General features: G+C 64.7%; 18 protein-coding genes and 2 pseudogenes. 6 read left to right on the top strand and 14 right to left on the bottom strand.

Features of this window, described 5'->3' with window-relative positions; translation table 11 throughout:
• Window positions 1-130: 130 nt before the first annotated feature.
• The 5 genes and pseudogenes from ACQPXH_RS31205 to ACQPXH_RS31185 all read right to left on the bottom strand — a co-directional run bounded on the left by ACQPXH_RS31205 (window position 131) and on the right by ACQPXH_RS31185 (window position 4,746).
• Complete coding sequence (locus ACQPXH_RS31205; RefSeq protein WP_433599996.1) at window positions 131-547, bottom strand: nuclear transport factor 2 family protein; 417 nt, start codon at window positions 545-547, stop codon at window positions 131-133.
• Window positions 544-1,442: pseudogene (locus ACQPXH_RS31200) on the bottom strand (TIGR03619 family F420-dependent LLM class oxidoreductase). The gene ACQPXH_RS31205 and the pseudogene ACQPXH_RS31200 overlap by 4 nt, the downstream one beginning before the upstream one ends.
• Window positions 1,442-2,638, bottom strand: a complete 1,197-nt coding sequence (locus tag ACQPXH_RS31195; RefSeq protein WP_433603639.1) for a thiolase domain-containing protein — start codon at window positions 2,636-2,638, stop codon at window positions 1,442-1,444. Before ACQPXH_RS31195 ends, ACQPXH_RS31200 begins: the two are co-directional and overlap by 1 nt.
• 23 nt (window positions 2,639-2,661) lie before the next feature.
• Window positions 2,662-3,735, bottom strand: a complete 1,074-nt coding sequence (locus tag ACQPXH_RS31190; protein WP_433603638.1) for a thiolase domain-containing protein — start codon at window positions 3,733-3,735, stop codon at window positions 2,662-2,664.
• 24 nt (window positions 3,736-3,759) lie between these two features.
• Window positions 3,760-4,746 (bottom strand): Zn-ribbon domain-containing OB-fold protein, encoded by a 987-nt coding sequence (locus ACQPXH_RS31185; protein ID WP_433603637.1) that lies wholly within the window; start codon window positions 4,744-4,746, stop codon window positions 3,760-3,762.
• A 145-nt stretch (window positions 4,747-4,891) separates the two neighbouring features.
• On the opposite strand from ACQPXH_RS31185, the gene ACQPXH_RS31180 reads away from it, so the two are divergent.
• Window positions 4,892-5,929, top strand: coding sequence for an LLM class F420-dependent oxidoreductase (locus ACQPXH_RS31180; RefSeq protein WP_433599995.1), 1,038 nt, complete (start codon window positions 4,892-4,894; stop codon window positions 5,927-5,929).
• Window positions 5,930-6,014: 85 nt separating this feature from the next.
• Window positions 6,015-7,586, top strand: a complete 1,572-nt coding sequence (locus ACQPXH_RS31175) for an acyl-CoA synthetase (RefSeq protein ID WP_433603636.1) — start codon at window positions 6,015-6,017, stop codon at window positions 7,584-7,586.
• A gap of 1,481 nt (window positions 7,587-9,067) precedes the next feature.
• Here ACQPXH_RS31175 and ACQPXH_RS31170 read toward each other — a convergent pair.
• Window positions 9,068-10,060, bottom strand: a complete 993-nt coding sequence (locus tag ACQPXH_RS31170) for a sigma-70 family RNA polymerase sigma factor (RefSeq protein WP_433599994.1) — start codon at window positions 10,058-10,060, stop codon at window positions 9,068-9,070.
• A 254-nt stretch (window positions 10,061-10,314) separates the two neighbouring features.
• On the opposite strand from ACQPXH_RS31170, the gene ACQPXH_RS31165 reads away from it, so the two are divergent.
• Window positions 10,315-10,731, top strand: a complete 417-nt coding sequence (locus ACQPXH_RS31165) for a VOC family protein (RefSeq protein ID WP_433599993.1) — start codon at window positions 10,315-10,317, stop codon at window positions 10,729-10,731.
• A gap of 3 nt (window positions 10,732-10,734) precedes the next feature.
• On the opposite strand, the gene ACQPXH_RS31160 is transcribed toward ACQPXH_RS31165, so the two are convergent.
• Window positions 10,735-11,553: a thioesterase family protein gene (locus ACQPXH_RS31160; protein ID WP_433599992.1), complete on the bottom strand. Its 819-nt coding sequence runs from the start codon at window positions 11,551-11,553 to the stop codon at window positions 10,735-10,737.
• A 79-nt stretch (window positions 11,554-11,632) separates the two neighbouring features.
• A complete protein-coding gene (locus ACQPXH_RS31155; protein ID WP_433599991.1) occupies window positions 11,633-13,282 on the bottom strand; it encodes an acyl-CoA synthetase in 1,650 nt (549 codons plus the stop codon).
• 102 nt (window positions 13,283-13,384) lie between these two features.
• On the opposite strand from ACQPXH_RS31155, the gene ACQPXH_RS31150 reads away from it, so the two are divergent.
• Entirely contained in the window at window positions 13,385-14,167 is a 783-nt protein-coding gene (locus ACQPXH_RS31150) for a crotonase/enoyl-CoA hydratase family protein (protein WP_433599990.1), read from the top strand.
• A gap of 140 nt (window positions 14,168-14,307) precedes the next feature.
• Here ACQPXH_RS31150 and ACQPXH_RS31145 read toward each other — a convergent pair.
• The 6 genes and pseudogenes from ACQPXH_RS31145 to ACQPXH_RS31120 form a co-directional block, all read right to left on the bottom strand.
• Window positions 14,308-14,834 (bottom strand): annotated as a pseudogene (locus ACQPXH_RS31145) (FAD-dependent monooxygenase).
• Window positions 14,835-14,941: 107 nt separating this feature from the next.
• Entirely contained in the window at window positions 14,942-15,553 is a 612-nt protein-coding gene (locus tag ACQPXH_RS31140; protein ID WP_433599989.1) for a hypothetical protein, read from the bottom strand.
• Complete coding sequence (locus tag ACQPXH_RS31135; RefSeq protein ID WP_433599988.1) at window positions 15,550-16,950, bottom strand: hypothetical protein; 1,401 nt, start codon at window positions 16,948-16,950, stop codon at window positions 15,550-15,552. Before ACQPXH_RS31135 ends, ACQPXH_RS31140 begins: the two co-directional genes overlap by 4 nt.
• A gap of 4 nt (window positions 16,951-16,954) precedes the next feature.
• Window positions 16,955-17,275: a hypothetical protein gene (locus ACQPXH_RS31130; RefSeq protein WP_433599987.1), complete on the bottom strand. Its 321-nt coding sequence runs from the start codon at window positions 17,273-17,275 to the stop codon at window positions 16,955-16,957.
• Window positions 17,276-17,657: 382 nt separating this feature from the next.
• Window positions 17,658-18,764 (bottom strand): acyl-CoA dehydrogenase family protein, encoded by a 1,107-nt coding sequence (locus ACQPXH_RS31125; protein WP_433599986.1) that lies wholly within the window; start codon window positions 18,762-18,764, stop codon window positions 17,658-17,660.
• 81 nt (window positions 18,765-18,845) lie between these two features.
• Window positions 18,846-20,039 (bottom strand): acyl-CoA dehydrogenase family protein, encoded by a 1,194-nt coding sequence (locus ACQPXH_RS31120; protein WP_364357308.1) that lies wholly within the window; start codon window positions 20,037-20,039, stop codon window positions 18,846-18,848.
• Between the two features lie 238 nt (window positions 20,040-20,277).
• Here ACQPXH_RS31120 and ACQPXH_RS31115 point away from each other — a divergent pair, with 238 nt between their 5' ends.
• Both ACQPXH_RS31115 and ACQPXH_RS31110 read left to right on the top strand, forming a co-directional pair.
• Window positions 20,278-20,466 carry a ferredoxin gene (locus ACQPXH_RS31115; RefSeq protein ID WP_433599985.1) on the top strand — a complete coding sequence of 63 codons (189 nt, stop codon included), beginning with the start codon at window positions 20,278-20,280 and terminating at the stop codon, window positions 20,464-20,466.
• Between the two features lie 121 nt (window positions 20,467-20,587).
• A complete protein-coding gene (locus ACQPXH_RS31110; protein WP_433599984.1) occupies window positions 20,588-21,505 on the top strand; it encodes a 3-oxoacyl-ACP reductase in 918 nt (305 codons plus the stop codon).
• Window positions 21,506-21,560 lie beyond the last annotated feature (55 nt).

The following is a 21,560-nucleotide window of genomic DNA, read 5'->3' as shown; positions in this document are numbered from 1 at the left end:
CGGGGATCCAGGCTTGGTCGGCAGCCTGGGTCCCCGGCCTCGGTGACAGACAAGAGCCCCCGCACCGGTTTGCCCAATAGCCGGTGCGGGGGCCCTTGTTGTGCTGCCCCCAAGGGGAGGGGCAGCGCGCTCAGGTAATCGGCTCGGCCGTAGCCATGGCGCGGTCGACCTCCCAGAAGGCCCGCAGCGCGGCGATTTTGCCTGATTCGTCGACCTTGTAGGTGAACACGCCCTCGGCATCGATCTGGTGCCCGCCCATCTTGGTGCGGATCAGACCGGTGAAGGCGATCTCGTTGCCGCAGGCGAAGGAGTCTTCGAACAGGAACTCGATCGAATCGGTCTTCGCGATCGCCATATCCCAGAAGGCCGCGATGGCCTCCTTGCCGCGATGGCCCTTGCCCTCCGGATCGAAACCAGAAGGGCCGATGGGATCTTCGACAATGCCGTCGGTTGCGAACAGATCGACCCAGGCCTGCTTGTCCCTGGCCCGCACCGCGGCCTGCGAGGCGAGTCCGGCGGTCCTTGCTGGATGTTCGGAAGTACTCATACGCGTGCCTTCGCGACGATGGGGTCCTCGATATTCTTCGCGGCGAAGCGGCGCAGCGAATCCTGCTTGGCCGCCAGCTCACCGTCGAAGCCGATGCCGTCGGCCAGCCACGGGACCACGATCGCGTCGGTCACCCCGGCATCGGCCAGATCCTGATATCCGGAGCGCCCGAACTTGTCGATGCACACTGCTTGGATTTCGAAAGGCGCACTCTCCCGCCCGAATTCGGTGCGCAGTGCGCCGAGCTTGCCGATGGTGACGCACAGTTCGTCGTAGGTCATCATCGCCGAGGTCCAGCCGTCGCCGACCTTGGCGGCCCGGCGCAGTGCGGGTGCCGTGTGGCCGCCGATGTAGAACGGCACCGGTTCGCTCGGCGCCGGGCTGATCTGCAGCGGCTCGAAGTCGAAGAACTTCCCGTGGTACTCGACCATGCCGCCGTCGAGTACCAGTTTGATGACCTCGATCATCTCGTCGACCGTGCGCCACGGTCGGCGTAGGGTACGCCGCACCATTCGAATTCCTCAGGTGCCCAGCCGATTCCGACGCCGAACCCGAACCGGTCACCGGACAGGTTGGCGACCGAGCCCACCTGGCGGGCAAGCAACAGCGGATTGCGTGAGCCGAGCTTGAGCACGTTGGTGTAGAAGCGAATCCGGCTGGTCACCGCCGCCATGGCGGTCGCTCCGATGAGCGGGTCGACCCACGGCGTGTCCGGGCCCCAGAATCGGCTGCCGTCGGCGGTGTAGGGATACTTCGCCGCCGCCGACTTCATGTAGAACAGCGAATCCGGTAGGGCGATCGACGAAAATCCGCACTCCTCAGCGGTTTTCGCCAATTCCGGCAGCTGCTCCAGCGGACTCAGCGCGATACCGACGGTGAACTTCAACGGGGTCATCAGTTCGGCTGCTCCGAGCCGACCACCCACATCGAGAAGTACTGCGACCCACCGCCGTACGCGTGTCCGAGCGCCTTCTCGGCATTCGCGACCTGGTAGTCCCCGGCCCGGCCCATGACCTGCTTGGCGGCCTCGGCGAATCGGATGAGCCCGGAGGCGCCGATCGGATTCGAGGAGAGCACGCCGCCGGATGGATTGACCGGCAGGGTCCCGCCGATCTCGGTCTCACCCTTATCGGTGAGCTTCCAGCCGTCGCCCTGCGGGACAAAACCCAAATTCTCCAGCCACATCGGCTCGAACCAGGAGAACGGCACGTAGATCTCGGCGACATCGATTTCGTTGAGCGGGTCGGTGATTCCGGCGGCCTGCCACAGTGCGGCCGCCGCATCCTGTCCCGCCTGTGGATTGACCTGATCGCGTCCGGCGAAGGTGGTCGGCTCGGTGCGCATGGCGGTGCCGTGCACCCACGCGACCTTCTTGCCGGTGGCCTCGACGGCCTTCGCGGCATCCTCGTCACCGATCACCACGGCGCACGCACCGTCCGAGGACGGGCAGGTCTCGTCGAATCGGATGGGATCCCACAGCATTTGGGAGGAAAGCACCTTCTCCAGCGTGATATCGGGCTGATGCAGATGTGCCAGCGGATTCTTCGCGCCGTTGCGGCGATCCTTCACCGCCACCATCGCGCCGATATGGCCCGGCGCATTCGAGCGACGGATGTAGGAACGCACGTGCGGTGCGAAGTAGCCGCCCGCGCCCGCGCCGACCGGCATGGTGAAGGGAACCGGAAACGACAACGCCCACATAGCATTCGATTCCGACTGCTTCTCCCAGGCGATCGCGAGTACGCGCTTGTGCACTCCCGCCTGCACCAGATTGGCGGCGACGACACCGGTGGAGCCGCCGACGGACCCGGCGGTGTGCACGCGCAGCAGGGGTTTTCCGGTGGCGCCCAACGCATCCGCCAGATACAGCTCGGGCATCATGACGCCCTCGAAGAAGTCCGGCGCCTTACCGACCACCACCGCATCGATATCGGCGATGGTAAGTCCGGCGTCGACGAGTGCACGATCGATTGCCTCGCGGCACATGCCCGCCATGGACACATCGGTTCGTTTCGTCACGTGATGGGTTTGTCCGGTGCCGAGTACCGCAGCAGGGAAACACCCGCCCGTCGCCCGACCACCACCCCTCATCGAGTCGCTGCGCGATACGGTGTTCATCTCGCCTCCGAATCCAAAACGGCTACCAGGTTCTGTTGCAGGGCCGGACCGCTGCTGGCATGGGCGAGCGCGCGATTCGCGGTGCCCGCGATAATCGCCTCGGCCGCGAAGCCGATGCGCTCGAGACCCGCCGCGAACATCGGATTGGCGGCGAGTGCGCCGCCGGACGGATTCACCTTGGTCTCGGACCGCAAGCCGATGGCCTCGGCGAGAATCAGCTGCTGATGGCTGAACTGCGCATGCAGTTCGGCAATATCGAAGCCACTGGTATCGCCGCCGGTAACCGACTGTGCCGCCGCCGAAGTCGACGGCGAGACGGTCAGATCGCGGGCGCCGAGATTGGGGGTGTCCACCCGATGCGCCATGCCGGTGATCCAGGCCGGACGCTCGCACAGTTCGCGCGCCCGGTCACCGACCGCGAGCACAATGGCGGCCGCGCCGTCGGTGACCGGTGCGACATCGTGCGCGCGCAGCGGATCGGCGACATACGGTGTGGCGAGCAGAGTTTCGACATCGCCGGAATCACCGGCGGCCACCGCCGCCATATCGCGCTCGGTCCAGCGTCCCGCATCCAGCCCGGCCTGCGCCTGCAGACCCGCGATGGACAGTGCGTCCGGCCACAGCGGAGTGACCAGATAGGGATCGAGCTGCATGGTCAGAACCTGGCGCAGCGTACCCGCCGAGGACTTGCCGAACCCGTACACCAGCGCCGTCTGCGCCTGGCCGGAGCGGAGTTTCACGAATGCCTCGTAGAGCGCCCACGCGGCGTCCATTTCGACATGCGATTCGTTGATCGGCGGCACCGCGCCGATGGCATCGACCGCCGAGATGAACGAGAATGCACGGCCGGCGAGGTAATCCGAGGAACCCGAGCACCAGAAGTCGATATCGGACTTGGTGATGCCGAGTCGGGCGTAGAGCTGCTGGAAAATTGGCACCAGCATCTCGACACCATTGGTGGTGCCAAAGGTCTCCGGCACATGCGGTGCGTGAGCGAAGCCCACCACTGCGATGTCGCCAGGGGGACGGTAGCCGTCGGAGCCCGCGAGGACGGCGGGGTGGGTAGGCAGAGCGTTGTTAGTCAACGTGGCCTCTCAGAGATGGTGCTTATAGGTCTCGTAGTCGGCATCCGGCTCGCCGGTGGGTCGGAAGTGGTCCACATTGCTGAGCCCGAAGCCCCACTCCTCGCGTGGTTTCCACACCGCCTCCACCCGCATGCCCATCCGCACCTCGCTCGCGTCGCATCCGAGCACCAGGTGCAGCACCGGGATATCCGCGCCGTCGAGCAGCACATATGCCGCCACGTACGGCGGCTTGATCCGCTGACCCATGAACGGCACATTCACGATGCAGAAGGTGGTGACGATGCCGCGGTCGGGCAGTTCGACGATTTCGTCGGTCGGCCTGCCGTCGGTCGGATTGGCGCCGCGCGGCGGGAAGTACACCTTGCCCGCGGCATCCGTGCGCCCGCCGAGCAGCTTGCCCTCGGCCAGACCGCGCAGGTAGATGGTCTCCTGCGGCGACGCGCTGTGCATGTACTGCAGATCGACCGGGGTGATCAGCACCTCGATCGGCTCGCCGTCCGCGCTGGATTCCGCCGGTGCGGTGGACGTCTCGCCCGGTTCGAAGCAGGCGATGTCCTTGATGCTGCCGATGGTCTCCTCGGCCCAGCGTGCGACCACGCGCAGTCCGGTGTGGATGTCCTCGGGTGTGGAAACATCGACGGCGTGCAGCAGCGAGGTGTCCGCGCCGTCGAGCTTGATCAGTGCCCAGGCGAACGGGCGATCGAACGGCTGACCGGGCAGCGGATCGCGCACGAAGGTCCACGACTGGACGGTGCCGGTATCGGCCACATCGACGAATTCGGTCAGCGGCGCGGAGGTGACCGGATCGTATTCCGGCGGCGGCACCAATACCCGCCCGTCCGAGCCGCGCATACCGACGATCCGGCGGGCGCGCAGCTTGGCCAGGAAGGTGCCGATGGTCGGTCCGACCGATCGCGTGTAGTCGAATTGCACCCGCAGGGGTGCGCTGAGTACATCGGGTCCGGTGTTCGAATCGGACCCTCTCTCATCCGTGATTGTGCCGGATGCGGTATGCCCACCCGTCGCCCGACCACCACCCCCCACGGAGTCGCTCCGCGACGCAGTATTTTCTTCAGCCACGAAATCGAGTAGAACAGGTTCTTATTCTGGTGGCAAGAAGTTGGCTGGAAAGAGGTCTCCCATGAAGTTCGGATTGCAACTCGGGTACTGGATGGCGCAGCCGCCACAGAATGCCGGTGAGATAGTGGTCGCCGCCGAAGCGGCCGGTTTCGACGCGGTCTTCGCGGCCGAATCCTGGGGGTCGGATGCCTTCGGGCCGCTGATGTGGTGGGGCTCGTCGACGAATCGGGTGCGGTTGGGCACCTCGGTAGTGCAGCTCTCGGCGCGCACGCCCGCCGCGACGGCCATGCACGCACTGACGTTGGATCATCTCAGTGGTGGCCGGGCCATCCTCGGGCTCGGCGTTTCGGGGCCGCAGGTAGTGGAGGGCTGGTACGGCCAGCCGTTCGCCAAGCCGTTGCAACGCACCAGGGAGTACGTCGGCATCATTCGCCGCATCCTGGAGCGGCAGGCGCCGGTCACCAATGACGGGCCGCAGTACCCGCTGCCCTACACCGGACCGGGTGCCACCGGACTCGGCAAGCCGCTCAAGCCGATCGTGCATCCGCTACGAGCGGATTTGCCGATCTGGCTGGGTGCGGAGGGGCCGAAGAATGTGGTGCTGACGGCCGAGATCGCGGACGGCTGGCTGGCGATCTACTACGCGCCGCGGCTGGCCGGGATGTACAACGACTGGCTCGATGAGGGCTTCGCGAGGGCGGGCGCACGGCGTTCGCGGGCGGATTTCGAGATCGCCGCGAGCTGTCAGGTGGTGATCACCGACGATCCCAAGAGCGAGTTGGAGCGGATGCGCTGGATCATGGCGCTCTACATCGGCGGCATGGGCGCGCCTGAACTGAATTTCCACGCCCAGGTCTACCGGCGGATGGGTTATGAGCGCGAGGTCGACGAGATCGGCAGGCTTTTCCGATCCGGAAAGAAGGCCGAGGCCGCCGCCATCGTGCCGGACGAGCTGATTCTGGATACATCGATCATCGGCGACGAGGAGCATGTGCGTAAGCAGCTCGGCGTGTGGGAAGCCGCGGGCGTCACCGAGATGCTTGTGTCGGTTCCGGATATCGAGCAATTGCATCGGCTCGCACCCCTTGTACAGATGTAGAACACGTTCTAGATTCGTAGGGGTGACTGATTCACCCACCCCGTCGGCTCCGCCTCCTCACCATCCCCCGAGGGAGTCAGTAGAAATTCTCGGTCTCTGGAACATCGCGAACGCGGAACCCGATCGGATCGCGCTGGTGGATCCATCCGGCCGCGAGGTGAGCTATCGCGAATTGGCCACGCTCGCAAACCGCTACGGCACCGGACTGCGGGCGCTCGGCCTGCAGCCCGGCGACGTGCTGGTCAGCATGGTGCACAACTGCGTCGAGGCGATCGCCGCTTACTTCGCCGCCTATCAGGCCGGGCTGTACATCGTCGCGGTGAACTGGCATCTGACCGGCCCGGAGGTCGCCTACATCCTCGGCGACAGCGAGGCCAAGGCCTTCATCGCCAGCGACCGGTTCGCCGCCGCCGCGATCGCCGCGGCGGATGAGGCCGGGCTGCCCGCCACCGCGCGCTTCGCGGTCGGTGAGATCGAGGGCTTCAAGTCGGTGTCGTGGCTGGGTGCGGCCTATACCGGTCGCCCCGATAACCGGACCACCGGCGCGCCGATGCTCTACACCTCGGGAACCACGGGGCGGCCCAAGGGTGTTCGGCGTCCGCTCACCGGCACCGACCCCGATGTCGTACCGCCGCATTCGCCCGCCTTCTTCGGCCTGTTCGGGCTGAAGCCCTACGACGATCACGTGCACATCTGCGGTTCGCCGCTGTACCACACCGCCGTGCTGAACTTCGCGACGATCTCGATCCAGTTGGGGCACAAGGTCGTTCTGATGGATCGCTGGGACGCCGAGGAAATGCTGCGGCTCATCGACAAGCACCGGGTCACCCACAGCCATATGGTGCCGACCCAATTCCACCGCCTGCTCGCGCTGCCCGCGGATGTGCGCGCCAAATATGACGTTTCGTCGCTGCGCAGCATGGTGCACGGCGCGGCGCCGTGTCCGGCCGAGACCAAGCGGCAGATGCTGGAGTGGTGGGGCCCGACGGTCACCGAGTACTACGCGGCCACCGAGGGCGGCGGCACGGTGATCAACGGGACCGAATGGCTCACGAAGCCCGGCTCGGTCGGCAAGGCCTGGCCCTGGTCGGTGATCAAGGTACTCAGCGAGGAAGACGGTTCCGAGGTTCCCGCGGGCGAGACCGGTCTGGTCTACATGCGCATGGGCGCGTCCAGCTTCGAATACCACCACGCCAAGGAGAAGACCGAAGAGGCAAGGGTCGGTGACCTTTTCACGGTCGGCGATATCGGCCACCTCGATGAGGACGGCTACCTCTACCTGCACGACCGCCGCTCCGATCTGATCCTGTCCGGCGGTGTGAACATCTACCCGGCCGAGATCGAGAACGTGCTGACCACCCACCCGAAGGTCGAGGATGTCGCGGTCTTCGGTCTGCCCCATCCGGATTGGGGCCAGGAGGTCAAGGCCGTCGTCCAGCCGGTCGCGGGCGTCGAGGGCAACGCCGAACTGACCGCCGAACTATTGGCCTTCGCCGCAACCCAATTGGCGAAGTACAAAATGCCCCGCTCCATCGACTACCTGGACGAACTCCCCCGCGACCCCAACGGCAAGCTCTACAAGCGCAAACTCCGCGACCGCTATCCCGGCGTCGTAACGCCACCTGACGCAGCGGAACTGTTGTCGCATACCGAGTGAACGTCGCGCAGAGTGTGTGCCCTGTGTGCGGCAGCCGCCGCTTCTGTGCGACCTCCAATTTCCGTGCGATGACGTCGGGGTGGCACCTGCGTGCTCGGCTTGTCGCTCGCTTGGCCTGTTCGGGCCGGTGGATGTTGCGAAACTGGTTGTCGCACACCGGCTGGCTGTCGCGCAGAGGTTGTGCCCTCTGTTCGGCAGCCGTTGTCTCTGTGTGACCTTCACTTTCTGTGTGATGGCGTCGGGGGTGGCTCCTGACGTGCTCTGAGTGTCGCTTGCTTGGCGTGCTCGCCGGTGGGCCTAGCGGGACTGTTGTCGCATACTGAGTGAACGTCGCGCAGAGTGTGTGCCCTGTGTGCGGCAGCCGTTGCCTCTGTGCGACCTTGACCTCCAATTTCCGCGCGATGGCGTCGGGGTGCCACCTGCTGCGTGCTCGGCGTGTCGCTCGCTTGGCGTGCTCGCCGGTGGGCCTAGCGGGACTGTTGTCGCATACCGAGTGAACGTCGCGCAGAGTGTGTGCCCTGTGTGCGGCAGCCGTTGCTTCTGTGCGACCTTCACTTTCTGTGTGATGGCGTCGGGGGTGGCTCCTGACGTGCTTGGTGTCGCTTGCTTGGCCTGTTCGGCGGTGGGCCTAGCGGGACTGTTGTCGCATACCGAGTGAACGTCGCGCAGAGTGTGTGCCCTGTGTGCGGCAGCCGTTGCTTCTGTGCGACCTTCACTTTCTGTGTGATGGCGTCGGGGGTGGCTCCTGACGTGCTTGGTGTCGCTTGCTTGGCCTGTTCGCCGGTGGGCCTAGCGGGACTGTTGTCGCATACCGAGTGAACGTCGCGCAGAGTGTGTGCCCTGTGTGCGGCAGCCGTTGCTTCTGTGCGATCTCCACTTTCTGTGTGAGCGTCGGGGGTGGCTCCTGACGTGCTCGGCGTGTCGCTTGCTTGGCGTGCTCGCCGGTGGGCCTAGCGGGACTGTTGTCGCATACCGAGTGAACGTCGCGCAGAGTGTGTGCCCTGTGTGCGGCAGCCGTTGCTTCTGTGCGATCTCCAATTTCCGCGCGATGGCGTCGGGGGTGGCCCCTGACGTGCTCGGCTTGTCGCTCGCTTGGCCTGTTCGGCCGGTGGATGTAGCGAAACTGGTTGTCGCATACCGAGTGAACGTCGCGCAGAGGGTGTGCCTTCTGTGCGGCAGCCGTTGTCTCTGTGCGACCTTCACTTTCTGTGTGATGGCGTCGGCGTGCCACCCGAGTGCTCGGCTTGTCGCTCGCTTGGCCTGCTCACCGGTGGACCTAGCGAAACTGTTGTCACACAGCGAGTGAACGTCGCGCAGGGGCTATGCCTTCTGGGCGATTGTCATTGCCTCTGTGCGACCTTCACTTCTGTGCGACGGCATCCGGGCGCCACCTGTCATGCAGCCCGACATGCCTGGTCGGCTGGGCATGCTGGAGCGCCCGCCTGACCTGTCAGTCCCTTCCCGAACCCTGGCGACCCACCTCACCCAGCCGGTTCGCGCAGTTCCGGCGCCAAACCGAAGAGCGGGAACAGCTTTTCGGTGTCGAGGAAGAAGCTGAGTCCGGCGATCGAGTCGCCGTCCAACTCCAGCACGGTGATGGACCACGGCACCCAGACGCCCGGCTCCGTCTCGCTCGGCTTGTAGTGGCCGAATGCGGGCAACCCGTTGGCGCCTGCCAACCGGATCATGCGGGAATCGCGGCAGCCCTTGCCGTGGCCGAGCATGAACGCGGCCACATTCTCGGGGCCCGAGACCCAGAATTCGATCGGCGGCATGGACAGTGCCACATCGGTTTTCAGCAGGGTGGTGAGGGTGTCCATATCGTAGGCTTCGAAGGCCTTGACGAAATCGTCGACGAGTTTGCGCTGATCGTCATCGGTTTCGTCATAAGTGTCGGTGGCCGTCGGCTGCACCTTCGACATGGTGGCCCTGGCGCGCTGTAGTGCGCTGTTCACCGAGGCGGGGGACATGGTGAGTGCCTCGGCCGTCTCGCTGGCCGAGAACCGCAGCACTTCGCGCATGATCAGGATGGCGCGCTGGGTCGCGGGCAGATGCTGACAGGCCGCGACGAACGCCAGCCGCAATGTGTCCTTGGCCGAGGCGTGCTCGGCCGGATCCGATCCGAAGGCCAGTGCGTTCGGGATCGGTTCGATCCAGACGTAATCCGGTTGCGCCATCGGCAGCGGCGAATCCGGCCGCGACGGACCGGACAGATCCATCGGCCGGGCCCGGCGTTGCGGGCCGTCGAGCATATCGAGGCAGACATTGGTGGTGATCTTGTACAGCCAGGACCTCAGGCTGGCGCGACCCTCGAACGAGTCGTAGGACTTCCACGCGCGAGTGAAGGTCTCCTGCACCGCATCCTCCGCTTCGAAGGAGGAGCCGAGCATACGATAGGCGTAGGCGCACAGTTCCCGCCGATGTCCTTCGAAGGAATCGAGGACGTCCGGGGTGAGGCCGACGGAGTCGTTCATGGGTGTCACCCTGCCACAGCCCACCGACACATTCGAGACCTGAATTGCCACAATCGGGAGCCGCCGGACGCAGTCCGTCATTGGTCCCTTGCGCTTGGGCGAGCGAATGCGAGACCACCGCCTACCAGCGGTTTCAAGATCATCGCTGCGGTGTGGCAGATGTGTTCGGCCACACAGTGCCTGGAAGCGATGAGTTTCGCGCGCTCGATCAGTCTCAACATAGAGACCGCCGAAGCCGACGTAAGGGATCCCGCATGCCCAGCAAGATGATCTTCATCAACCTTCCCGTCGCGGACCTGGGCCGGTCCAGAAACTTCTACGAGGCGATCGGCTGGAAGGTGGATCAGGACGTCACCGATGAGAACGCCGCGTGCATAGTCATCGACGACAACATCTGCGCCATGTTGCTGACCAAGGACTTCTATTCGAACTTCAGCAAGCGCCCGATCGCCGACACGATCGCGACCAGCGGCGGCGCTTACGCGTTATCCCTGGCCAGCGCACAGGAGGTCGACGCACTCACCAATGCCGCCCTGGCCGCGGGCGCCACCGAGGAAATCAACGACGATCGCCGCGCCCAGGAAGCCCAGGTCGGCATGTTCGGCCGCACGTTCATCGATCCGGACGGCCACCAGTGGGAGCCCTTCTGGATGGACCATCCCGGCAATTGACGGCTACCGAATGCCGACTCTCCGGTGCGAATCGCCGTTGCCGAAGTCGATCTGGCGGTCGGCATTGGCCAGCGCGGTCACCACACACGTGCCGAAGGATCCGTGCCGATCGAACAGAGTCGCACTACCGACGGCGATGCCATCGGCGCTGATATGGCTGTCGGCTTCGACCCCGATCTCCAAGCCGATCAGCGGCCGCGCCAGCGCCAGTGTCAGATCGGCATTGATGAAGCCGATTCCGGTGGTGCCCCAATTGGTCATGAGACTTGTCGACTCGCCGATCATCGCCGCAGCGGCGAAGGCCGAGGGCGGCTCACCCTCGACCACCGAGAGCGGAGCCTGCCACATGCGCTTGCGTTCACTGTTCTGGTGATCGCCGATCCTGGACGACCAGTCGAGACCGCTGCTCCACATCGGCGCCGTCGGCCCGTTCGCGACCGGAACCGCAGGTGGCACCGGCGATTCCGTGCGCGTCCACCGCTCGCCCGGCGGCTGCACCGACCGCTTCAGGAAGACCGCGCTGGCACGGGCCACATCCTCGCCGTCCTGCATCAGTGCGGCACAGGCGACCCGGATCCGATTGCCGTCGCGCACCAATTCGGTCACCACCGTCACCGGCTTGTACAAGGTGGGCCGGAACAGATCGACGGTCAGCCGGGCGGGCGAGAATCCTTCCGCGCAGTGCTGACTCTCCAGCGCCCTGGCCAGCAGTCCACAGACAGCGGGCCCATTGACCATATTCGGCGACCACGCGCTCGCGGCGAACGGCAGCGGCTCGAACCCGTCGTCGGTTACCGCGAAAAACGCAAGGGGCGTTGTCAATTCGATCTCCTATCGCCGCGGGACCAACGGCGAAAGGCAAGGGCTGCCGCAGCAGTCCTTGCCGTTGTCGATGCCGGAGCTACTTGCTGCTCGCCTCGACATGCTCGTCGGCCGGGCGCTCCTCGGTTTGCGCCTTGGCCCAACGGTAATCGGGCTTGCCCGCCGGATTGCGCTTGATCTGATCCACGAACCACACACTGCGCGGCAGCTTGTAGGGCGCGATCTCCTGGGTGAGCACCGGACGCAGCTCTTCGAGGGTGGGTCGCTTATCGCCGCGGCACTGCACGACCGCGGCCACCCGCTGTCCCCACCGCTCATCGGGCACACCGACCACGAGCGCATCGAAGACCTCGGGATGAATCTTGAGTGCGCCCTCGACCTCCTCCGGGTAGATCTTCTCGCCGCCGCTGTTGATGCTCACCGAACCGCGGCCGAGCATGGTGACGGTGCCGTCCTCCTCGACCCGCGCGTAGTCGCCGGGAATGGAGTAGCGAATTCCGTTGAACTCCTTGAACGTTGCCTTGGTCTTGGCTTCGTCCTTGTAGTAGCCGACGGGAATGTGGCCGCTGCGCGCGAGGAAGCCGACCTGCCCGGAGCCCGGTGCCACCGGATTCCCCTCGTCATCGAGTACCTGGGTGGCGGCGTCGATCTTCACCCGCGGGCCGCCGGTGTGGTTGGCGCCCTTGGCGACAACGGACAGACCGGCGAAGCCGGTTTCGGAGGAGCCGATGGAGTCGGTGATCATCCGGTTCGGCAGCCGTTCCAGGAACTGGTCTTTGAGCGTCGGCGAGAACAGCGCCGCAGTGCTGGCGATCAGGTACAGGCTCGAAAGGTCGTACGGCTCACCGGTTTCCGGATTGCCCTCGGCCAGCGCATCCATCATCGGCCGGGCCATGGCATCACCGGTGATGAAGATGAGGTTGATCTTGTGCCGGTCGATGTGCTGCCACACGCCGTGTCCGGTGAACTCCGGAATCATCACGGCCTTACCGCCGTCGAACAGGCTGTGGAAGGTCGCGGTTTGTGAGCCACCGTGGATCATCGGCGGAATCGGGAAGCGAACCATCTGCGGATTGCCCGCGCCGGTCTTGGCCTGATGCCATTCGTCTTCGACGTATTCGCCGGTCAGGAAGTTGATGCCGCCGCCGAGCACGCGCCACCAGTCCTCGTGCCGCCACATCACGCCCTTGGGCAGGCCGGTGGTGCCGCCGGTGTAGAGCATGAAGATGTCATCGGCCGAGCGCTCGCCGAAGTCGCGCTCACCGGAGGACTCGGCCAGCACCGTCTCGTATTCCACCGAATCGGCTGCGGTCGCAATGGCGCCGGTCGTATCGTCGTCCACGACGACGACCGTCTTCAGCAGGGGCGTATTCGGGCGAACCCCGGCCACCCGGTCGCTGTAGCGGCGCTCGTGGATCAGCGCGACCATATCCGAATTGTCGAAAATGTACTGCAACTCGTTATCGACGTAACGGAAGTTCACGTTGATCATTACGGCGCGCGCCTTGAAGACCGCGACCATGGCCTCGACGGCCTCGATCGTATTCCGTGAATAGATGCCCACCTTGTCGCCCGGTTGGACACCCTGTTGCAGCAGGTAGTTGGCGAGTTTGTTGGCCCGCTCCTCCAACTGCGCGTAAGTCACCTCGCGGCCGTCGTCGGCCAGCGCTACGCGGTCGGGCATCAGATCGATGGCGTGTTCGACAAGGTCCGCTATGTTGTAGCTCACAGAGACAAAAATAGAACGTGTTACTGTTTCTGACAAGGCCGAATTTGCCCCCGGCGGGCTCCGCCGACCTGCCGTCCCCCTGGAAAGTCAGGAGACTCAGCAATGCCAGACTGCCTCGTCGAGAAGCGCGATCACGTTCTCATCGTCACCATGAATCGGCCCGAGGCCCGCAATGCCCTTTCGGCCGAGATGATGGCGATCATGCGCGACGCCTGGGACCAGGTGGACAGCGATCCCGATATCCGCGCCGCGATCCTGACCGGTGCGGGCGGCGCGTTCTGCGCGGGTATGGATCTCAAGGCGATGACCGCGCGGCATCCCGGTGATGCCTCCGCCGCGGGCAGCTTCGATCCGACCAAGCTCGAGGCGCTGCTCAAGGGCCGCAGGCTCACCAAACCGCTGATCGCGGCGGTCGAGGGCCCGGCCATCGCGGGCGGCACCGAGATCCTGCAGGGCACCGATATCCGGGTGGCCGGCGAAGGTGCGAAATTCGGTGTCTCCGAGGCACGTTGGGGGCTGTTCCCGCTCGGCGGCTCGGCTGTGCGACTGGTTCGTCAGATCCCCTATACCGTGGCCGCGGACATCCTGCTGACCGGTCGGCACATCACCGCCGCCGAGGCCAAGGAGATCGGACTGATCGGCCATGTGGTGCCGGACGGTACCGCGCTCGACAAGGCGCTCGAGCTGGCCGGGCAGATCGCCGCCAACGGCCCCCTCGCGGTACAGGCCATTCTGCGCACAATCAGGGAGACCGAGGCCATGCCGGAGGAGGACGCCTTCCAGATCGAAGCGAAGCTCGGCATGGCGGTCTTCCGTTCCGCCGATGCCAAGGAGGGGCCGAAGGCCTTCGCCGAGAAGCGCAAACCCACCTTCACCGGCAACTGAACCACGAGGCCGTCCAGGCGAGGCGCGGGTTCCGTCGAACGTAGTCGAATGGTGGTCGCTCCCGCCGCATTCGACCGTCATATCACTACGCTCGACGGGCTGCAGGGGGCCGAGGAAAGCCGCGTCCTGGATGCCGGTGGTCATACCCTGTCCGGGCTGTGCACATGTGCGGCGTCGCCGGCGAGCAGCAGACGACCCGCGCGGTAGTGGTCCGCGACGCGGTGGTGCACCCGGAAGCGCGAACTCCACAGCACCTCACGGACTTTCACGGCGCCGCCGGGGCCACGCGTGTCCAGAATGGTCTGAATATCCTCGATGGTCGGGTGTTCGGGGCTTCGGCGACGGTCGCGACGACCCGGTACCGATTCGGATCGGTCTCGTCCGGCAGCGGCGCGACCACCGTCACGCCCTCGGGCGAAAGATGCAGCGCCACTTCCTCACGCGCGATCGGCCAGTCCATCCGGACGTCGGCGAGGACGAAGGATTCCGGGTAGGTGTCGCCGGTGAAGCCGATGCCCGCCTGCTCCCGGACGACGCTGTGCATACCGTCCGCGCCGACCACATAGTCCGCGCGGATCGTGCCGGTCGCGTCCTCGCCGTCGACGTATTCGACTGTGACGCCGTCATTTTCATCGACGACCTTGGTGATCCGGTAGGGTCGGTGCACATCCCCGCCCGCTTTGCGCAACCGTGCGAGCAGTACCGCTTCGGTGGTGAATCCTAGGCCAGGCGGAAGTATCCGCGGGTGACCGCCAACTGCACATCGTGGCGACCTCAGCGTTGAGTTCTAGAGGCTGCCGAACGTGTTATTGCGATAGTTGCCAAATAAACGATGAACGGCGGTCCCAGCAGGACTACTCCGCCGAGCAACAGATATGTCCACAGGGGTGCCGCAAGCGTGACAAGCAGGGCCGTGCCAACTTTGCGGACGACTCCGCGGAATGCGACCATCACGATCGGAACGCCTATTTCCGGAATGAGGCAGAAACCTGTCCTGGGGTGAATGCCACGGCTCGATAAAACACCCCAAGAGACAAGTAGCGCCGCAATTACCAGGAGTCCGGTCCAGCCGAACCATTCGGCGAGGAAGGCGCGTATCCGCTGACGACGAGTACCGCCAGCTGCGAAATTGTTGTCCCACAGCGACCTCGTGCCGGACAGGATTGCAATCGGCACCCAGATCGCCCATGCCCCGAAGATCGTGCCCGACAACCCGCCGCCGTCGCTGCGACTGACCAGAAAGACCAGGAGTGCCGTACCAGGCAGTCCAAGGCCCAGCACCAGAAGCGTATACGCCGAAGGCATGCCGGACGCTTGCTGCTCTGGCTCGGTCTTCGATGTAGTGCCGTCGGTGGGCATGGATTCCTCGATATCTGCGGCGATCAAATATAATTCGGCTTGGGTGTAACCGGAACGGACGGCGGGTTCTTGGGGTCGCCCAGCGAGGTTCCGGGCGTCTCCACTTTGACATCGTAGTGGGGATTCCATGACTTCCAGCGGTCGTCGAACGCCTGTCCGCCGATACCGATGTCGTGGTGCCCTTGCAAATTGATCGACGGTCCGAAACTCGAACCGGTACCTACGCCGGTTGGCGGGTCGACTGCGATCGTCTGCTGTCTGCCGTCTGGGTAATCCTGATATGCCTCCATCCACGGGTAGTTGGTGCGAGTGCCGTCGATGTAGGCGCCATCTTTGGTGGGTGTGACCACTACGTCGCCGTTGACAGACCAACCGAGCTGTCGTGTCGGACCACCAGCTCCGATGGGGTCGGCAGCATCGTATTTGATGCGCACCGAACCGTCGGCTGCTTGCTTCACTGTTGCTTCGGGCTTCCCGACTTCGACGTGGCCGGAACTGCCGTCTGCTTCCTGCACCACCGATGGGTTCTGTCGAACTACCACGATGCCGTTTTCGTAATCGACATATGTGGTGACTCGCGTATGTTCGGGGTCGAAGTTTATATCCGGGCCGCGATTATCGCCCTTGTTCCGTCCTGCGGGATTACTGAGGGATGGATCGGAGACATCGCGCTCCTGGATGTACTGCCCTGTCCGCACGACACCCTGGCCGTCGACCGGGTTGATCTTGATAACGCGGATCTCAGGGTCGACTCCCTTGTACTTCGGGTCGTAGCTGTGTGGGTTGAGTACTTCGGCAGTTGTCCAGTCGGCTGAGCTGGCCGGTGATCTGCCGAATGTCTGCTGAAACGCCGCGGCCGAGGTTCGCATCCGTTCGGGGTCGGCGCGGTCGTCTTTGGCCTTGTCCTGCTGGATCTGAGTGTTCGCGGCGGCAAGGACAGATGCGGGGGCCATTTGCGCAAGTTCATCATTGGCTTCGGTGATCTTCGCGCCCCACTGGGCATCTGCGGCTGTCAGCGTCGACACCAGACCCGATAGCCGCGAAAGCTGTTTGCCCGCTTCAGAATCCCAATCGTCGACACCGGTGATCGACCAATCGCTAGCGACTACAATCGGGGCCACCGCGTAATGCTGGAAAATCGTCTTGATCTCTGCCAGCGGATGTTCCATATCCCGATGCGCATTACTGCAGGCCGTGGAAAGGTCATCATATGCGGTCGCGATCGCCCGCATCTGAGTTTGTTCCCGCTCAGCCTTGCTCCGGGCAGCATCGGCGGCTACGCCTTTCCACGCCAGATCATCGTGGACCGTGGTGAACATCCCATTTGACGCCTTGATTATCGCGTCCGCGATCTGGCTTGCGTTCGTGGCTGCGATCGCCAACCCGGCGATATCCCATTTCAGCACTTCGCTTGGGGTGGGCATGAGACTACTTCCCTGCGTGTGGGTCGCCGGAATTGATATCCGCGATATCGGCCAGCCGTTTGGCGGCATCCAGATCGGAATCGTGGAAGTTGTCCGCCGAATAAGCCAGTTCCGCCGAGAACTCATTGAACCGCGCTTTGAGCACGTCTTTTGCTTGCCTGCTCAGTGAATCCGTCTCAGTCAGAGCGTCGCCAATCGCAGAGCCTTTTAATTTCTCTGCAACCGGCTCGGCACCCAGATGGGGTGCGTTATCAATCTGATTTGGTAGTAATGCCAGAGCGCCCGCCGCCGCGCGCAACCCGTCCGGATTGACCTCGAAAGCCATAAATCCCCCTGTAGACCGTATCGTCTGGTTGCGCCGCCCCTCAGGCAGGGAGAAGCGTCGAGCTTCCCGGACAGCCAGCTGACGTAAGATTCTATGCTGCTCGATGCACACTCAGGTAGTCGTTGTGGCACCTGCTGCCTGGTAGTAATCCTCGAGTTCGTCGATGATCACAGAAGGTCACATGCTCCCACTGCGTGATTCACCTCTTTGAGGTGGCGGCGGAGGTCACTGGACGTATGTGGCCGCAGGCGAGCATTGGTGAAGTGGCGTCGAACCGGTGGGCGACAGTCGGTCCGCACGGGTTCGGTAATCGAGGGTTACAGCAGTAATCGGCCCGCCGGTGGCAGGTCCGGCGGGCCGATATCGGTGCGGCAATCCTGGGTCAGGCAGGAGTGTCCGCGAGGAGCGAGCCGAGGGCTCGCAGGTGGTCGGTTGCTGCGCCGAGCGCGAATTCGTTGTGCTTCGCCGCGGTGAAGTAGTTGTGCACGATGTGGTCGCGGTCGATGCCGACGCCGCCGTGTACGTGAACCACGGTGTGCGCCACCCGATGTCCCGCATCGGCGGCCCAGAACTTGGCGGTGTGTACTGCTTCGGCGCTGGCCAGTTCCTCGGAGACCCGCCACGCCGCTTGGGTGACCGCCAACCGCAGGCCCTGGACGTCGATGTATGCGTCGGCCAGGCGCTGGGCCACCGCCTGGAAACTGCCGACGGCCTTACCGAATTGTTCACGCTCCCTGGCATAGTCGGCGACCAGCTCGAGTGCGCGTTCCAGGGTGCCGAGCTGTTGCGCGCTCAGGCCGAGCCAGGCACGGGTCAGGATCCAGTCCAGGATTTCGGCGCCCTCGGCAACGGTCGCGACCAATTCCGCCGGAGTGTCATGGAATTCGACACCGAACTCGGCACTGAAGTCGACCACGCGCTGCGCGGTCACCGTGACCGTCGCATCGGTGGGGTCGACCAGGAAGAGTGCGGGAGCTCCGGAAGCCGTGGCCGAGACCAGGATTCGAGCCGCACGATCGGCGTACGGCACGGTGGTCTTCGCGCCAGTGAGTCGCCAGCCGCCATCGGCCTCATGGGCAACCGTGGTCGGCTTGGTCGGCTCCCAGTTGTGCTCCTCGGCGAGCCCGGCCGTGAGAATGACCTCGCCCGTACCCGCCTGACGTGCCCAATCCTGTTGCGCCGCCGACCCGTAGCGGGCCAGTGCACCGGCACCGACCACGATCGACCATAGATACGGCACCGCGGCGACATGCTTGCCCAGTTCGCGCAGTACGGCACTCTGCTCGAGCGCGCCGAAATCGCCGCCGCCCACCGACTCCGGCAGTGCGGCGGCCAATACGCCGGTCTCGGCGAGCGACTGCCACAGCGGCTCGTCGAAGCGGCTTTCGGCATCGAGTTCGCGGATCCGGTCCGCGGTGACAAGTTTGGCGCAGACCTCGGCGGTGAGGCGGGTCAGGTCGAGCTGGGCCTCGGTGGGAGTGAAATCCATGGTTGTCTACCTGCTTTCTGCGGTGTGAGCGACGGGCCCGGAGGCGTGACCACGCAGGGCCCCGGGAACACCGCCATAGATTCAGCGCGCGGCGGCGGGTTGCTTCAGTGCGGTCATGGCGATGATGTCGCGCTGGACCTCGTTGGTGCCGCCACCGAAGGTGAGGATCAGCGCGGCGCGGTGGAACCGCTCCAACCGTCCGCGCAGTTCGGCGCCGGGCGAATCCTGACGCAGATAGGCCTGCGGGCCGAGGATTTCCATCAGCAGTCGGTAGGCCTCGGTGGACAGTTCGGTGCCGTAGACCTTGCAGGTCGAGGCATCCCACGGCCGCGGTGCGGCATCCCCGCCCGCATCGGCCCGGCTGGCGATCTCCCAGTTCAGCAGCTTCAGATATTCGACCTTGGCCTGCACCCTGGCCAGATTGAGCCGCACCCATTCCTGATCGATGACCCGGGAACCGTCGCCCGCCTTGGTGTTGCGTGCCCATTCGGTGGTCTGGTTCAGTGCGACCATGAGCGGTCCGGCCGAGGTGAGCGCGACGCGCTCGTGGTTGAGCTGATTGGTGATCAGCGCCCAGCCGCCGTTCTCCTGGCCGACCAGCGAACTGGTCGGCACCCGGACGTCCTGGTAGTAGGTGGCGCTGGTATCCGGTCCGGCCATGGTGTGCACCGGGGTCCACGAGAAGCCCTCGGCGGTGGTCGGCACGATGAGCATGCTGATGCCCTTGTGCTTCTTGGCCGTCGGATCGGTGCGAACCGCGAGCCAGACATAGTCGGCGTACGCGATCAGGCTGGTCCACATCTTCTGGCCGTTGATCACGTAGTCGTCGCCGTCGCGCACGGCGGTGGTGCGCAGGCTGGCGAGGTCGGTGCCCGCGCCCGGTTCCGAATAGCCGATGGAGAAGTGCAGTTCGCCCGCGGCGATCTTGGGCAGGAAGAACTTCTTCTGCTCCTCGCTGCCGTAGTGCATGATCGTCGGCGCCACCGAATTGATGGTGAGGAAGGGCACCGGCGCTCCGGCGATGGCCGCCTCATCGGTGAAGATCAGCTGGTCCATGGTCGGGCGGTCCTGGCCGCCGAACTCCTTGGGCCAGGCCAGGGTGAGCCAGCCGTCGCGGCCCATTTCCTGGACCACCTCGCGGTAGACGTTGCCGTGGCCGTACTCGCCGGTGGTCGCGCTCAGCGCGGCTCGGCGCTCCGGGGTGATCAGCCGCGCGAAGTAGTCGCGCAGCTCCGCGCGGAGCTCTTCCTGCTGCGGCGTGTACGCGATGCGCATGGCAGTACCTCTTGGGGGATGGTCGGCCGACGGAGCTTGCGTAGTCGGCGGGGTGGGAATAGCCGGGGTGGGAATAGCCGGGGTGGGAATAGCTGAGCCTTCGTTCGATGTCGGTCAACCGATCATTGCATATGAACTGAAACATGTTCCAGTATTGCTACCGAATCCGCGCAATGGCGGTACCCGATATGACCTGGTGTTGTTAGGCTTCGACCAGAGTCGCATTTAAGGAGTTCCCATGAAGGTCACGGTCGATCCGGATCAATGCGAGGCCAACGGAATCTGTGTCGGAATCGCCCCCGACGTCTTCGAACTCGATGATGAGGACGTGCTGCACATCGTGGAAGCCGACGTACCTGCGGAACGGCTCGCCGATGTCGAGGACGCGGTGGCCCAGTGTCCGAAGGCGGCGCTGAGGTTGCAGTAGCCGGTGCTTGCCGTCGGATAGGAACACGTTCTAGAGTCGGCCCCGTGGGTGAGCGCAGCGAACGAACAGAAAACACAGCGTGTATCACACACGGCGGAACCGAGCGCAGCGAGGTGCAGCCGTGAGCGATGTAGACGACACGGATGTGAGCCTTGCGGGGCGGGTGGCCATCGTCACCGGTGGCGGCGCCGGACTGGGGCGCGCCGAGGCACTGGCCTTGGCGGGGGCGGGCGCGTCGGTGGTGGTCAACGACCTGACGGAGTCGGATGCGGTGGCCGAAACCCTCGCCGATATCCGTGCGCTCGGCGCCAAGGCCGAGTTCGTCGCGGGCAGCATTGCCGAGCGGTCGACCGCCGATGCGCTCATCAGCACCGCCGAGGAAGCGTTCGGCAGCGTCGACATCGTGGTGAACAATGCGGGCATCACCCGCGACCGCATGCTGTTCAACATGTCCGATGAGGACTTCGACGCGGTGGTCGCGGTGCATCTGCGCGGTCATTTCCTATTGACCCGCAATGCCGGCGCCTATTGGCGGGCCAAGTCCAAGGCGGCGGGCGCGCCGATCTACGGCAGGCTCGTCAACACCTCTTCCGAGGCGGGCCTGCTCGGCCCGGAAGGGCAGGCCAACTACGGTGCGGCCAAGGCCGGTATCACCGCGCTGACGCTCTCCGCCGCGCGCGGACTGTCCCGATTCGGTGTGCGCGCCAATGCCATTGCGCCGCGGGCGCGCACCGCGATGACCGAGGCGGTCTTCAGTGCGGCGCCCGAGGCCGGCATCGATCCGCTCTCGCCGGATCATGTGGCGCGCCTGGTCGCATATCTCGCTTCGCCCGCCGCCGAGGCGGTCAACGGACAACTGTTCGTGGTGTACGGGCCGATGGTCGCCTTGATGGCAGCGCCGGTCGTCGAAGAGCGCTTCGACGCCGCCGATGATCACTGGTCGGTAAATGATCTCGCCGCCACGCTCGGCGGATACTTCGCGCAGCGGCCCACGGGGCGTACGTTTTCAGCGTCTTCTTTGATCGATCTCGACAACTGACACTGTGATGGCGGGTGCCATCGGAAACTAGCTGATCACTCGTCCAGCTGTTGAT

This window comes from Nocardia sp. CA-135953 (assembly GCF_050955735.1).
Classification (GTDB): domain Bacteria; phylum Actinomycetota; class Actinomycetes; order Mycobacteriales; family Mycobacteriaceae; genus Nocardia.
The sequence above is the reverse complement of the archived record's forward strand: the minus strand, read 5'-3'. Positions and strand labels throughout refer to the sequence as shown.

Excerpts from the sequence above, each read along its gene's own strand:
- ACQPXH_RS31205 (WP_433599996.1), bottom strand. The coding sequence starts at position 547 with ATGAGTACTTCCGAACATCCAGCAAGGACCGCCGGACTCGCCTCGCAG.
- ACQPXH_RS31195 (WP_433603639.1), bottom strand. The coding sequence starts at position 2,638 with ATGAGGGGTGGTGGTCGGGCGACGGGCGGGTGTTTCCCTGCTGCGGTA.
- ACQPXH_RS31180 (WP_433599995.1), top strand. The coding sequence starts at position 4,892 with ATGAAGTTCGGATTGCAACTCGGGTACTGGATGGCGCAGCCGCCACAG.
- ACQPXH_RS31170 (WP_433599994.1), bottom strand. The coding sequence starts at position 10,060 with ATGAACGACTCCGTCGGCCTCACCCCGGACGTCCTCGATTCCTTCGAA.
- ACQPXH_RS31165 (WP_433599993.1), top strand. The coding sequence starts at position 10,315 with ATGCCCAGCAAGATGATCTTCATCAACCTTCCCGTCGCGGACCTGGGC.
- ACQPXH_RS31150 (WP_433599990.1), top strand. The coding sequence starts at position 13,385 with ATGCCAGACTGCCTCGTCGAGAAGCGCGATCACGTTCTCATCGTCACC.
- ACQPXH_RS31135 (WP_433599988.1), bottom strand. The coding sequence starts at position 16,950 with ATGCCCACCCCAAGCGAAGTGCTGAAATGGGATATCGCCGGGTTGGCG.
- ACQPXH_RS31130 (WP_433599987.1), bottom strand. The coding sequence starts at position 17,275 with ATGGCTTTCGAGGTCAATCCGGACGGGTTGCGCGCGGCGGCGGGCGCT.
- ACQPXH_RS31125 (WP_433599986.1), bottom strand. The coding sequence starts at position 18,764 with ATGGATTTCACTCCCACCGAGGCCCAGCTCGACCTGACCCGCCTCACC.
- ACQPXH_RS31120 (WP_364357308.1), bottom strand. The coding sequence starts at position 20,039 with ATGCGCATCGCGTACACGCCGCAGCAGGAAGAGCTCCGCGCGGAGCTG.
- ACQPXH_RS31115 (WP_433599985.1), top strand. The coding sequence starts at position 20,278 with ATGAAGGTCACGGTCGATCCGGATCAATGCGAGGCCAACGGAATCTGT.